The organism is Vibrio sp. 10N.222.55.C6, assembly GCF_041473395.1.
Lineage (GTDB): Bacteria > Pseudomonadota > Gammaproteobacteria > Enterobacterales > Vibrionaceae > Vibrio > Vibrio crassostreae_C.
Genome location: NZ_JBFRSD010000009.1, coordinates 218,648 through 231,531, shown reverse-complemented (window position 1 = coordinate 231,531; position 12,884 = coordinate 218,648). Strand labels below are relative to the sequence as shown.

Below are 12,884 nucleotides of genomic sequence, written 5' to 3'. Positions count from 1 at the left end.
CGATATAATTATAGAAAATGCCTAATATTTAAATACGTATGAATTTGAAAAAACTCTTCATTTTAGCTTTTGTTAGCGTCTTCTCAGGTTGTGCCGTCTACGCGGGTTTAAACTTCGACGAACTGTTTGGTGAACAACAAGTACGCGATCGCCAAGCACCTATTCTTTCAGCTCAAGCGCAGCACTTCATTGACGAAGTAAAGCCCATCATTGATAACCGATGCGTGGTTTGTCACGCTTGTTATGACGCCCCTTGCCAACTCAAAATGTCTTCAGTGGAAGGTATAGACCGAGGCGCGAGCAAGGCACTCGTTTATCAAGGCACCCGCTTAACGGCATCAGCCCCTACTCGCTTGTTTGAAGATGCTTTAACCACGCAAGAGTGGCGCGATGCGGATTTTCATCCTGTCCTCAATGAGCGCATGCAAAACTCAACGGCTAACCTCGATGCTGGTCTTGTTTCTCGTATGTTGATCCAGAAAGAGAATCACCCTCTGCCCGATCAAACCCAGCTTGAAGGTTTCGACTTTTCAATCGATCGCGACCAACAGTGCCCAACCATTGAAGAATACGCTCAATACGAGAGAGATTACCCAACTTGGGGAATGCCTTATGGGATGCCAAACTTAGACAAAACCGAATACGCGACTTTAATGAGTTGGTTGGAAAATGGCGCGTTAATGAACGACCACATTCCATTGACTGATGCAGAACAAGAGCTCGTTAATGTCTACGAAAGCTTTTTAAACAAGAGTGACAATAAGAGTCAACTTTCAGCACGTTACATCTACGAGCACCTGTTTTTATCTCATGTCTATTTTTCTGATTTAGCTCAGCCAACACGCTTCTTCACTGTTGTTCGCTCTGCAACACCACCAGGTGAAGCGGTACAGCGCATCACGACTCGTCGCCCTTATGACGATCCAAAAGTAGACCGTGTTTACTACCGTCTGATTCCAGAGCAAGGCACCATCGTCGACAAAACGCATATGCCTTTCGCACTTAATAAAGAGCGTCTACAAAAGTGGAATACCTGGTTTGTCGACGTCAATTACGCAGTAAAACAACTTCCTAGTTACGACATCGATGTTTCTGCTAACCCAATGACATCATTTGAAGCGCTGCCAGTAAACTCGCGCTTCAACTTCATGTTAGATAACGCGCAAAACACCATCATGGCCTATATCAAAGGGCCGGTGTGTCGTGGTCAACTTGCCTTGAACGTAATTAACGACCGTTTTTGGGTTTTCTTCATCGACCCAGAGAAAGCCGATGTTCCGGAAATTAACGCCTTCTATGCGAGCCAAAAGAAAAACTTAAAGCTGCCTAGCGAGCTGAAAAGTAACACCGTACCTGTGACCAACTGGGTAAGATACGCGAAGCAACAAGCGCGATACCTAAACGCGAAATCAGACTTCACCAACCAATGGTTCGAGAGTGGCGTAAACCTAGACACTAGCATCATTTGGGATGGCGACGGCATCAACCCAAATGCTGCTCTCACCGTCTTTAGGCACTTCGATAGCGCCTCTGTTGTACAAGGGTTAGTTGGCACTCAACCTAAGACTGCATGGATTCTTGATTATGCTCTTCTAGAGCGTATTCACTATCTTCTCGTTGCAGGCTTCGATGTTTACGGTAACTTTGGCCACCAACTGATTACACGCATGTTCATGGACTTCTTGCGCCTTGAAGGTGAGAGTAACTTCTTAACCCTTCTTCCTAAAGACGTTCGCCACATTGAACACTCTAGTTGGTACCAGAACCAAAGCACACAACTGAGTGACTACTTGCAGCGAAACATTGCACCTTTTGATCAGCCGACCAGCGTGGTTTACAAAACGGCCGATCCGAAGCGTGAACTGCTTAATATGATCAAAGATAAGCTCGCACCTGTTCTCGATAATCGCTTTAAGATTGTTGAAACAGGTTTTGGTAGAAAGAATGAAGCACTGCTTAATCAAGTGAATTTGATTAAGGGACAAGGCCTGCGTCATGTGCCTCAATTAGTGATGATCATGATTGAAGGCGAAAACGGCGAAGAGCAACTGTTCACCATGATTCACAACAACGCTCACAGCAACATTTCGAGCCTGTTTAATGAAGAAGGTAACCGTGATTACGCCAATGATGACCTAACCCTCGTAAGAGGCGTTGTCGGTAGCTACCCTGCGGCTTACCTGTCATTAACCGAAAGCGACATTCCGACTCTGGTTAAAACGCTACAGAACTTGAACACGGAAGAAGACTACGTGGCGTTACTTGATAAGTTTGCTGTACGACGCAGCTCTCCGGAGTTTTGGCCGTTCAGTGACCGTGTCCATCGCTGGTATCAACAAGCGCAACCTATCGAGTTCGGCCTGTTGGATTACAACCGCTTTGAGAACCGTTAGTTTTCACGCATAACTTTTAAAAACAAAAATCCTCTGTCTTGGCAGAGGTTTTTTGTTTATGGGGAAAAGTATCGTAAATGCTATTGAGAAGCGAGAAGTGCTCTTAAGAAGCGAAAAGTGATCTAGATTGAATCCGATGTTTCCGGTTGGTGTAGCTCATCAAAAAACGCACGCGCGGCGGGAGAAAGGGAATCTACAGGTTGCTTCAACACCACATAAAACTGACTCTTAAGGCTCCACTTCTCGGGCTGAAGCGGAATTAAGGCTTGGTCATAATGGCCACGGTCGATTAAGTGAGAAGGCAAGAAACTCAGGTGTGTACCCGCCAAGGTTAGAATCACGCCCGATTCAACATGCCAACCATCAAAAGGCTTTACGGAATCGTACTGCTCAATATTTAGTAATCGGAACATCTCGTCTTTGGCATAGCCGCCCATATTGATACGACAGCCATTCAATGAGAAATCCCTGTCCATGATCTTCTCGGCCAGATCTTTGCGCGCATACAGATAACTGTGCTCTTCAAACAGTGGGTATTTATGTTGAAACGCTGATTTTTGATGTGACCCTAGAACCACTATCATCATATCAATCTGATTCTTTGCTAGCTTCTCATTCAACTGGGTGAAATCACCGACATCAACACTCACCTCTACACTGTTACTGCGTTGATAAAACGTCTCGATCGCTTTGGGAAGTGGGTTATAGGGTAAAGTAACGGTGTTATCTAAGCACCCAATTCGCACATGCCCAGAGAGCTCTGTCTGTACACCTCGCAACTTGTAAGCGAAGTCGGTTAAAGTCGATTTTAATTGGTTCGCATATTTATACACTTGCTCACCTTCGTGAGTCAGCTTAAAACCCCTTCTTCCACGTTGGCATAATGTTAATTCTAAGCTTTTTTCCAAGGCAATAAGCTGATTACTGAGCACAGGTTGGCTAATCCCAGTACTTGCGACCGCCTGATTGATGCCTCCTTGCTCAACAATTTCACAAAAAAGCTCTAATCTTCGCAGGTCTCTTTTATCTAACTTATTGTTTGAATTCACTTTGCCACTCACATTTGTTTTTTGTTATGTTTACATCTGATTATATTCATTTATTAACAATAAATACATCAGTATGCTTTATTCACACTTATGGAATAACAATGCATGGATGGCACTATGGCGGCAGAAGCTTACGTGAATAAACCCGAAGCAACACACAGCCACAAAAAGATAGATGACTTCGAGTTGGAACCCGTTCCCGAGAAGGCCAAACGATCTTGGTGGGTCATCAGCCTTATTTGGTTGGCAATCGGCATCGACATTTCGGGACTGTTTCTCGGCTCGATTCTAAGCAGCGGTATTGGTTTTGAAGACGCACTGCTTGCCACGTTTATTGGTTCCGGCTTATTGGCGATCATCGCGATGCTGTGTGCCAACATTGGCTTTCAAGCTGGCGTGTCTACCCCGCTGGTGAGCAGCGCGGTATTTGGCCGTAACGGCGGTAAAATTCTTGGCTTCATCAACGGCATCTCATTAGTCGGCTGGTTCGCATTCCAGGCTGATTTCTTCGCTTTCATCATGGTCGATGCACTGGCGAAATACGACATCATAATTTCACACCTCACCGCTCTTATTGGCGGCAGTGTGTTAATGATGATGACGGCTATCTATGGCGTTCGTGCTTTAGGCAAACTCAGTACCTATTCTGTTCCATTGATGGTGACGTTGATTACCATCGGTTTGTTTATGGCTGCTGATTATCAAGGTGGCGCAGCGCCATCGATTGAAGATCCTTTGACGCTTGGCCAAGCCATCTCTTTTGTTATGTCTATCTGGATTCTAGCTGCGGTTGCTGCACCTGATATTGCTCGCTACGCCAAAACACGCCGTGATGCGATTTTAGGAGCGGGTATCGGTTTCCTCGTCGGCAACAGTGCCATCATTCTTATCGCATTGATCTTGACCAAAATGACCGGCACCGACGACCTAGTTGAGGTCTTCTTCACCTTAGGTTTAGGCATGGCGGCCATTATAGTACTGGTATTCGCACAATGGACCACCAACAGTAGCAACCTAACCTCTGGCGGCTTATGCATGTCGATGGTTCTACCTAAGATTCCGCGCCCTGTTCTGGTTGTGATCATGACCATCGTCGGCATTGGTATCGCTCAACTCGGCATGGTGAACAAGTTTACCGACTTCTTAATGCTACTCAGCGTAACCATTGCGCCTGCTGCGGGTGTCTACATCGTTCAATATTATGTTTTAGATTCGACAAAAATGAGCTTTGAGAACATCCAACAAGTTCCAGCTTGGATGTTTAAAGGCTTGGCTTCTTGGGCATTTGGTACTGCATTCAGCGCTTGTACTGCACCAGAGTTTTTCAACCTGTTTTCGTTCACCAGCATCTCGGCGTTAGACGGCATTCTTGCCGCTGGTGTGATTTACCTCGCCCTAATGAAGCTTTCTCCTTCAAGTGATAAGGAATAGTAGTTGTGATTATTACTGAACAAATGATTGATGATATCGCGCTGGGTGCGACGGTATTAGGTACTGGCGGCGGCGGTGACCCATACAGCGGTGCCTTGATGGCGAAAGTAGCCATTGCAACGGCAAAGCACCCTGTACGCATGATTCCTTTAGAAGACGTGCAAGACGATTGGATGACAGTGCCCTCTTCAATGATTGGCGCACCAACAGTCGCAGTAGAGAAACTCAATTCGAAAGATCAAATGTTGATTGCTTTCGAAGCGATGGAAAAAGCGCTCGGCACTGAAGTAGCGGCAACGTTTCCTATCGAAGTAGGCGGCTTCAATTCATTGATTCCAATTCTCGTTGCAGCACAAAAGAACATTCCTGTGATCGATTGTGATGCGATGGGACGTGCGTTCCCAGAAGCTCAGATGGTGACCTTCTTTCTTGATGGTCTCCCTTCGGCACCGAACACATTGGCCGATGAGCGTGGCAATATCGTCACGCTTTATCCGATTGACGGTATTTGGTCTGAAAAGTTTGCGAGGCCAATTACCGAGCAGATGGGCGGCTCTGCAGCAATGTGCGATTACCCAATGAACGGTAAGAACCTAAAACGCAGCGCACTGCCTGCAACACTGACCCAAGCAATGAAGATTGGTGAAGCGATTAGACTGGCGAACGACAACAATAAAAGTGGCACACAGGCCGTATTAGACATTGTCGGCGGCCATACCATCATCAGTGGCAAGATTGTTGATATTCAACGTGAAACCGATGGTGGTTTTGCAACAGGTGGTGTCGTGATTGAAAAGCTGGCTCAGTTTGAAGATACCGGCGTCGATAACGTGTTTGTGCAGTTCCAAAACGAATTACTTCTCGCGCACAAAGGTACAAGCCGCGCAGACATGAGCCAAGATAACCTGCTGGCATCAACACCGGATCTTATTTCGATCTTGGATCATGAAACGGGTAAGCCAATCACAACCGAACAACTTCGTTACGGGCAGCGCATCGACCTTATCGCTTACCCTTGCGACCCCAAATGGCGCACTGACAAAGGTATTGAAGTCGCGGGCCCGGGTTACTTTGGCTACACCGTCGAGTATCAAACCATTGAACAACTAAAGTCTGCATTGAAGAGGTAGTCGCATGACAAACATTACGCTTGATTACTGCCGTTTGGGCATTGACGTAGGTGGCACCAATACCGACGGTGTGCTGCTCGACGCAGACTTAAATGTGATTGCCAAAGTAAAAACCGCAACCACACATGATGTTTCAACAGGGATCGACAACGCGATTTCTGCGCTATTAAACCAAGCAAACATTGATGGTCAGCAAGTGAAACACGCGATGCTTGGCACGACTCAATGCACCAACGCAATCGTTGAACGAAAAGGCTTAGACAGAGTCGGCATGATTCGCTTAGCGCTTCCCAGTGGTGATAGCGTCCCGCCCCTTTGTGGTTGGAGTGAAGCGTGGCAAAACCTGCTTGGTCAGCACTTCTACCAAGCACACGGCGGCTATGAATATGACGGCCAGTTGATTGCCGACATTCAAGAGTCTGAGATCCGCGAGCTTTGCCAGAAAATGAAAGGCCAAGTGGATTCCATTGCTATCTGCGGAGTGTTCTCTCCCGTCAACGGCGACCAGGAGCTTCAAGCAGCAGAATGGATTCAACAAGAACTTCCGGGCGTGAACCTATCGTTATCCCATAAAGTGGGCAGTTTAGGGCTTTTAGAGCGTGAGAACGCCACTATCCTCAATGCGGCTCTGCAAGGGACAGCAAAACGATTCGTTGACGGCTTTTGCAGTGCACTCATCAATCATGAAATCCACACCACGCCTTATTTCGGTCAGAACGACGGAACACTGATGTCACAGCAGTTCGCATTGATGTACCCGATTCTTACTGTGGCTTGTGGGCCAACAAACTCGATTCGTGGAGCGAGTCACTTAACTAAGTTAAAAGACGCGATTGTGGTCGATGTGGGCGGCACTACGTCTGATATCGGCGTACTGACTCACGGCTACCCAAGAGAATCGAGCTTAGCAGTAGAAATCGGTGAAGTGAGAACCAACTTCCGTATGCCTGATATTTTGGCGTTAGCCATTGGTGGTGGTACCAAGGTTCGCTTTGAACAGCAGCGTATAGAGCTAGGCCCAGAAAGTGTTGGCCATACCTTGACGCAAACGGCGCGTAGCTTTGGTGGTGATGAACTTACGCTCACCGATATTGCACTCAAAACAGGACAAATGCAGTGGCAGGCAGAACATCAACTGAGTGATGAGATTGGTGTTTCAGCCGAACAAGCAAGCAAGATTTATCAACAAATGGTCACGGATGTTGAAGAAGGCATCGATAAGATGAAGACCTCTGCGGCGAGTGTACCCGTAATCATGGTTGGTGGTGGTAGTGCCCTATTCCCAGATCATTTTGAAGGTGTGAGCCAAGTGGTTCGTCCTGAGCACTTTGAAGTGGCTAATGCGATTGGTGTTGCGTTGGGTGAAATATCAGGTCAATTCGATAAGATCGTACCGATTGACCCAGCATCACGTGAAGAGACCTTAAAGGGCTTGGAAGCGCAATCAAAGCAACTGGCGATTGAAGCTGGCGCATGCAGCGATAATGTCGCGATCATTGAACGCAGCGAGATTCCATTAAGCTACCTACAAGGCAATATGGTTCACGTTAAGATCAAAGCTGCTGGACATATCAAGATGGCTTAGAGCCGTTCCTTGAAAGCCTTACTTAGATTCTTATTCGACAATAAAAAAGCAGGTCACTTCTTCATATTAAAACGGAGAAATAGCCTGCTTTTTGTTTTCTGTTCTTATTTTGGGGCTTTCCGCCCAATAGCCACTCTATAGTTGCTCTCGGAGCGCTGCTAACGAGTCTTTCACCAATTCAGGTAATGAGTCTGCATTATCGCGATATTGAAGTAATGGATCCTCGCTCGCTTCAATGCTCTGGCATAAAGCAAACAGTGCAGATAATCCTAGGCTGCCGGCAGACCCTTTCAGTTTATGAGCTAAAGACTTAATTTCACGAGCGTTGTCAGCGGCACTTGCCACAATCAGTTCATCGAGAGTGACTTGGCTGCTTTGGTCAAACAACCCAACAATCTGCACTATTTTTTCTCGACCGAGAATGGCCAAGTCGTCTTTGATAATCTTAGGGTTAATCATCTGCACAATCGGTTCTCCTTGATTATGTTCCGCGTCTTGGTTTGCTCGTTGTGTCGAGCTTGCAAATGCCAATGCTGATAAGTCTAGCTCGGTTTCCTGAGGTTTAGAGTTTAGCTGACAGCAAACAGCATCTGACGGATCCGGCTGAGGCAGCAACAGCGTGTGACCGTCCAACTGCTCAACAATCAATTCCGATAATGCTTCCTTCTCTAACGGCTTAGGTAAGAATCCATCAAAGCCAGACGACAAATAGCTTTCCACTTCTTCGTTAAACACATGAGCCGATACTGCGATCATTGGGGGTACTTTTCGAATTACGTCTTCTTCACTTTTATGCTGAAGCGCATCGTCTTTGAGTTGTGGAATTAACTCGACGCCATCGCAGTCGGGTAAGTTAATGTCCACCAGCGCAATATCGAACTCTTGCTCACTGAATATGGCTCTCGCTTCTTGTCCGGTTGTCGCAATCACAACCTCGTGCCCCAAGTTATGCAAGAAGCCTTCAGCAACGATGCAGTTTACGGGGTTATCTTCAATCAGAAGTACTTTAGCTCGAATACACGCTTCAATGACCGGTACTTTCGTTTCTATCTTCTCACCGGCTTCAAGTGGCAGTGAGAACCAAAACTGGCTACCCTCGCCTTCTTCAGAATGAACGCCAATATCCCCGTTCATTGCCAACATGATGCTTTTACTGATCGCTAATCCAAGCCCTGTGCCGCCGGTTTTGTTGCGACCGCTATCGGTTTGGGTAAAGGCATCAAACAGACAAGCTTGTTCGCTAGCATCAATACCGACACCTGTATCTGACACTTCAAACATCACTCGATTTTCATCTTCGATATCTAAGCTGATAAAGATATCGACCGAGCCACTTTCCGTAAACTTAATCGCGTTACCGACCAAATTATTCAAGATTTGGCTGATTCGCGTTACGTCACCACGCCAATAGCGTTGCACATCACTTTCAATATGGAAATCAAAGTTCAGCTTCTTCTCAGCGGCACGCCCTTCCATCAATTGATAGGTATCTTGAACCATCTGATGAAGATCAAACGAAGCAGTGCGGATTTCTAAATGCCCTGCTTCAATCTTTGAGTAATCCAACACGTCATTCAAAATCGCGAGTAGGTTCTTACCGCTGCGGTTAATGATGTCTGCATAGCCGGATTGCAGCGGGTCTAACCCGGTATCTTTGAGCAATCTTGCAGTACCTAATACACCGTTCATCGGCGTTCGTATTTCATGACTCATCGTCGCAAGGAAAGCGGATTTTGCGCGGCTTGCTTGTTCTGCGGCGTTACGAGCCTTAGCGTGGTTCCCTACCTCGATGTTCAGCTTCTCATTGGTCTTTTGCAGCTGGTAGGTTCGGTCTGTGACCAACTCTTCTAAGTGTTCTTTGTGCTCTTCAAGTTCGCGTTTCGCCTTTGCTTCACCCACCGCAACCACTTGTAGCGCCTGCGCGGTGTTTCTGGCAGTGATGATCGCCTCGCCCATATGAGCCAGCTCATCATTACCCTTTACCGAGATATCAATATTCAGGCGACCTTGTGCGATAGACATCAAGGCCGATGAGTATTCAGTAAGACGTTTAACAACCGAGATATACACCACTCGCCACACGATAAATGCAACGATAACCAAACCAATAACCGAAATCACAGACAGTGACCATTGAGCCAAATTCAACGTGCTGGTCAGCTCATCAACCGCTTTTTTGGTACTGCGGTTTGAATCATCAACCAGTTGGTTAACCGTTGTATTCAGCTGAGAGAACAGCTCCAACGTATTTTGCATCAGAAACTCTGACTTTTTGGTGTTCTCATATTGTTCTAATGAAATATCGAACACGACTTGGCGTTTTCTGAGCTCTTCTAGAAGCTGAGACATCTGCGCTGAACGAGTAGGATCTTCGACCGCTTTAACGCGGCGCGCCATGATTCTTAGGTTGGATTCAAATTCTGATTGGATTTGATGAATACGCTCTACGTTGGTAACGGTTTGCGTTTCTTCAATTTGGTTAAGCATTTTGAACGCCAGCAAATGCAATTCGTGTAGGCGCTCAGACAAATCAAGGTCAACCTCTACAAGCGCATCTAAGGCTTGGTAGGCTTTATCCGTTTCTTTGGTTTCTAGCAGGTCATAGATATGCGTGACGTTAGCAACCGCAATGGTAGCCGTGTTCAAAACTTGGGTTCGCGTCAACTGCTCTAGCTCTTCGGCCAATAGGCGCATCTCTTCGACACGAGACGACAACTCTTTGCTTAACCAAAGCTTACGCTCAACCGACACACCCAACTCAGCCAGTGTGTTAATAACGCTTTGAACATTGTTTTCGAGTTTATTGAGGAGCTGAGAATCGAAACTGTCGACACCAAGCTCTTTGATATGTTGAAGAAGCGACTCAAGTTGGTCAAACAGTACGGTGCCAGCCTCTTTTCTTTCGGCCTCGTTTCTCGCATTAGAAAGTGTTTGTACTGACGAAATAATACGGTTACTCAACTCAGAAACCTGACGAGCTTCGATCATGGCAGGAAGCGCCGAATCAACGACGTTTCTTTCCGTTTTGGCTACAAAGCTAAAACCAGAAACACCGATCAATGCAGACAATAGAACCAACAGTGCCATCACTAAGAATGAGGCCAGCAGCTTGCGTCCAATACTCGCTGAAGCTAACAACATAAACTCTAAACCTTAAAACGTTCTTCTTTACCCATGCAGAATACGCTATATTTTGCAGTGTTTCTTATCTAAAACCAACAAAACGGCAATTCATGCTATCTAGACCTTTCGCTTCAATAATTCTTCTCTCACTACTGGCCTCAGTGACTACTGTCGCAGGTGCTAGTGAGCCTTTGAGCCCAATAAAACCCGCCAATGCCACATCACAAAAAGAGAAAATCTGTGCCATTTATCCGCACCTCAAAGACTCTTATTGGTTGTCGGTAAACTATGGAATGATCTCTGAAGCAGAAAAGCAGCAAGTTGAGCTAAGAGTATTGGAAGCTGGCGGTTACCCCAACGTGGCCAAACAAGCCTCGCAACTGGTGCTTTGCACGCAATGGGGAGCCGATGCCATTATTTTAGGTACGGTTTCACCCGATGCGTATCATGACAATCTCAGCGATTGGGTTGGCTCGACGCCTGTGTTTGCTACGGTAAATGAGTTAACCGTCAATGAAGAACAACAGAAGGTATTAAAAGGTACGGTCGGTGTCGATTGGTACCAAATGGGATACCAAGTCGGAGATTTTTTGTCGAAACGACACCCGAAAGGATCAGGCGAAACACCTATCGCCCTGTTACTTGGTCCACAAGCAAGTGGCGGCACTAAGCCTGTGGCACTGGGGTTTTATGATGCGATCAAGTCGAGTGATATCAAAATCGCGATCAGCTATTGGGCAGATAACGATAAAGAACTGCAAAGAAACCTAGTACAACAGGTGATCGAGGAACCGGATATCCAATATATAGTCGGAAGTGCCGTCGCGATTGAAGCAGCGATCAGTGAGCTACGAGCGGCCGATAAAACCGAAGAGATTGGGTTAATTTCGAGTTACTTAAGTCACGGAACCTACCGTGGTTTACTTCGTAACAAGGTACTTTTTGCGCCAACCGATAAAATGGTTGAGCAAGGTCGCTTGTCGGTAAAACAAGCCACGAGTTACTTACGCGGTCAACCTTACGAGCAACACAGCGCACCGATTATCGAAGCGCTGACACCTGCAACTCTCAAAGATCAAATTATCGCCGACTCATTGTCACCTTCTGAGTTTCGTCCGGTATTCAGTGTGAATCCTTAGTGCTATATTGGCTGAAGAACTCAAAACAATAAAAACGAAACAACAATTTAGGGAACATTCATGCAAAAAACGACGCGCACTATGCCAACACATAAGCATATCGCTTTGGTCGCTCATGACCACTTCAAACCTGAGCTACTAAGATGGGTCAAAGAGAACAAAGAAAAACTACAAAAGCACTTCCTTTACGCAACGGGCACGACTGGTTCTTTACTAAGTAAAGAGACAGACTTAGCAATCAAGAGCATGATCAGCGGCCCTATGGGCGGTGACCAACAACTTGGCGCGCTTATCTCTGAAGGCAAGATCGATATGCTGATTTTCTTCTGGGATCCACTTAATGCTGTACCACATGACCCAGACGTAAAAGCACTGCTTCGTATCGCAAGTGTTTGGAACATTCCTGTGGCCACTAACCGCGCTACCGCTAATTTCTTGTTTAACTCTTCACTGCTTGAAGAAGAAGTAATCATCGAGATCCCAGACTACGAAGCGTACCTAGCTGAGCGCACGTAATCGCACGTTAAATGTGCTCTCTACTGAACAGACTAAAAAGCCTGCATTTTATCGCAGGCTTTTTTATGTCTCGTTTTCAGACATTAAACAGTTCAATCATAAAACAGTGCGAGAGTCTCTCTATTTATCGCTCCACACTGCCATCTCGTTGCCACTTGGCTCTCTGAAATGGAAACGTCTGCCGCCGGGAAAGCTAAAGATCTCACGGTTTATCTGACCACCAGCATCAATTACATCGCGCTCGGTTTGCTCAAGATCTTGGCTATAAAAAACCATCAGCGCCGCGCCATTATCCGTATTCGACGCCAGATCCGCCAAATAGAAGCCGCCCATTAAGCCTTTGCCTTCAAAAGCAGAATACTCAGGGCCATAGTCTTCAAAGCTCCAACCAAACACTTGGCTGAAAAACGCCTTAGTTGCTGAGATGTCTTTCGCAGCAAATTCAATGTAGTTAATAGAGCCGTGTTCCATAGCAAATTCCTTATGCTTTATGCGTCTGACTTGTGATATTAGGGCAG

The 12,884-nt window shown here is 46.3% G+C and carries 9 protein-coding genes; 6 read left to right on the top strand and 3 right to left on the bottom strand.

Features of this window, described 5'->3' with window-relative positions:
• The first annotated feature begins 38 nt into the window (after nucleotides 1-38).
• Entirely contained in the window at nucleotides 39-2,393 is a 2,355-nt protein-coding gene (locus AB4486_RS09715) for a fatty acid cis/trans isomerase (protein WP_372117025.1), read from the top strand.
• Nucleotides 2,394-2,515: 122 nt separating this feature from the next.
• Here AB4486_RS09715 and AB4486_RS09710 read toward each other — a convergent pair whose 3' ends face one another.
• A complete protein-coding gene (locus tag AB4486_RS09710) occupies nucleotides 2,516-3,454 on the bottom strand; it encodes a LysR family transcriptional regulator (protein ID WP_017085486.1) in 939 nt (312 codons plus the stop codon).
• A 93-nt stretch (nucleotides 3,455-3,547) separates the two neighbouring features.
• On the opposite strand from AB4486_RS09710, the gene AB4486_RS09705 reads away from it, so the two are divergent.
• From AB4486_RS09705 to AB4486_RS09695, 3 genes are read left to right on the top strand one after another with little or no spacing between them, the layout of a single operon-like run.
• Nucleotides 3,548-4,873 carry a cytosine permease gene (locus AB4486_RS09705; RefSeq protein ID WP_017064775.1) on the top strand — a complete coding sequence of 442 codons (1,326 nt, stop codon included), beginning with the start codon at nucleotides 3,548-3,550 and terminating at the stop codon, nucleotides 4,871-4,873.
• Nucleotides 4,874-4,878: 5 nt separating this feature from the next.
• The gene (locus tag AB4486_RS09700) at nucleotides 4,879-6,003 is read left to right on the top strand and encodes a DUF917 domain-containing protein (RefSeq protein ID WP_229647755.1); all 1,125 of its coding nucleotides are present in this window, start codon (nucleotides 4,879-4,881) and stop codon (nucleotides 6,001-6,003) included.
• Nucleotides 6,004-6,007: 4 nt separating this feature from the next.
• A complete protein-coding gene (locus tag AB4486_RS09695) occupies nucleotides 6,008-7,588 on the top strand; it encodes a hydantoinase/oxoprolinase N-terminal domain-containing protein (RefSeq protein ID WP_017064777.1) in 1,581 nt (526 codons plus the stop codon).
• Nucleotides 7,589-7,723: 135 nt separating this feature from the next.
• Here AB4486_RS09695 and torS read toward each other — a convergent pair whose 3' ends face one another.
• A complete protein-coding gene (gene torS, locus AB4486_RS09690; protein ID WP_372117023.1) occupies nucleotides 7,724-10,729 on the bottom strand; it encodes a TMAO reductase system sensor histidine kinase/response regulator TorS in 3,006 nt (1,001 codons plus the stop codon).
• Nucleotides 10,730-10,821: 92 nt separating this feature from the next.
• Between torS and torT the strand changes: the two genes are divergently transcribed.
• Together torT and AB4486_RS09680 are read left to right on the top strand one after the other, a co-directional pair.
• A complete protein-coding gene (gene torT / locus AB4486_RS09685; RefSeq protein ID WP_029235253.1) occupies nucleotides 10,822-11,850 on the top strand; it encodes a TMAO reductase system periplasmic protein TorT in 1,029 nt (342 codons plus the stop codon).
• 60 nt (nucleotides 11,851-11,910) lie between these two features.
• Nucleotides 11,911-12,366: a methylglyoxal synthase gene (locus AB4486_RS09680; RefSeq protein ID WP_017060888.1), complete on the top strand. Its 456-nt coding sequence runs from the start codon at nucleotides 11,911-11,913 to the stop codon at nucleotides 12,364-12,366.
• A gap of 120 nt (nucleotides 12,367-12,486) precedes the next feature.
• Here AB4486_RS09680 and AB4486_RS09675 read toward each other — a convergent pair whose 3' ends face one another.
• The gene (locus AB4486_RS09675; RefSeq protein ID WP_017060889.1) at nucleotides 12,487-12,837 is read right to left on the bottom strand and encodes a VOC family protein; all 351 of its coding nucleotides are present in this window, start codon (nucleotides 12,835-12,837) and stop codon (nucleotides 12,487-12,489) included.
• Between the last annotated feature and the right edge of the window lie 47 nt (nucleotides 12,838-12,884).

Excerpts from the sequence above, each read along its gene's own strand:
- AB4486_RS09715 (WP_372117025.1), top strand. The coding sequence starts at position 39 with ATGAATTTGAAAAAACTCTTCATTTTAGCTTTTGTTAGCGTCTTCTCA.
- AB4486_RS09705 (WP_017064775.1), top strand. The coding sequence starts at position 3,548 with ATGGATGGCACTATGGCGGCAGAAGCTTACGTGAATAAACCCGAAGCA.
- AB4486_RS09695 (WP_017064777.1), top strand. The coding sequence starts at position 6,008 with ATGACAAACATTACGCTTGATTACTGCCGTTTGGGCATTGACGTAGGT.
- torS (WP_372117023.1), bottom strand. The coding sequence starts at position 10,729 with ATGTTGTTAGCTTCAGCGAGTATTGGACGCAAGCTGCTGGCCTCATTC.
- torT (WP_029235253.1), top strand. The coding sequence starts at position 10,822 with ATGCTATCTAGACCTTTCGCTTCAATAATTCTTCTCTCACTACTGGCC.
- AB4486_RS09680 (WP_017060888.1), top strand. The coding sequence starts at position 11,911 with ATGCAAAAAACGACGCGCACTATGCCAACACATAAGCATATCGCTTTG.
- AB4486_RS09675 (WP_017060889.1), bottom strand. The coding sequence starts at position 12,837 with ATGGAACACGGCTCTATTAACTACATTGAATTTGCTGCGAAAGACATC.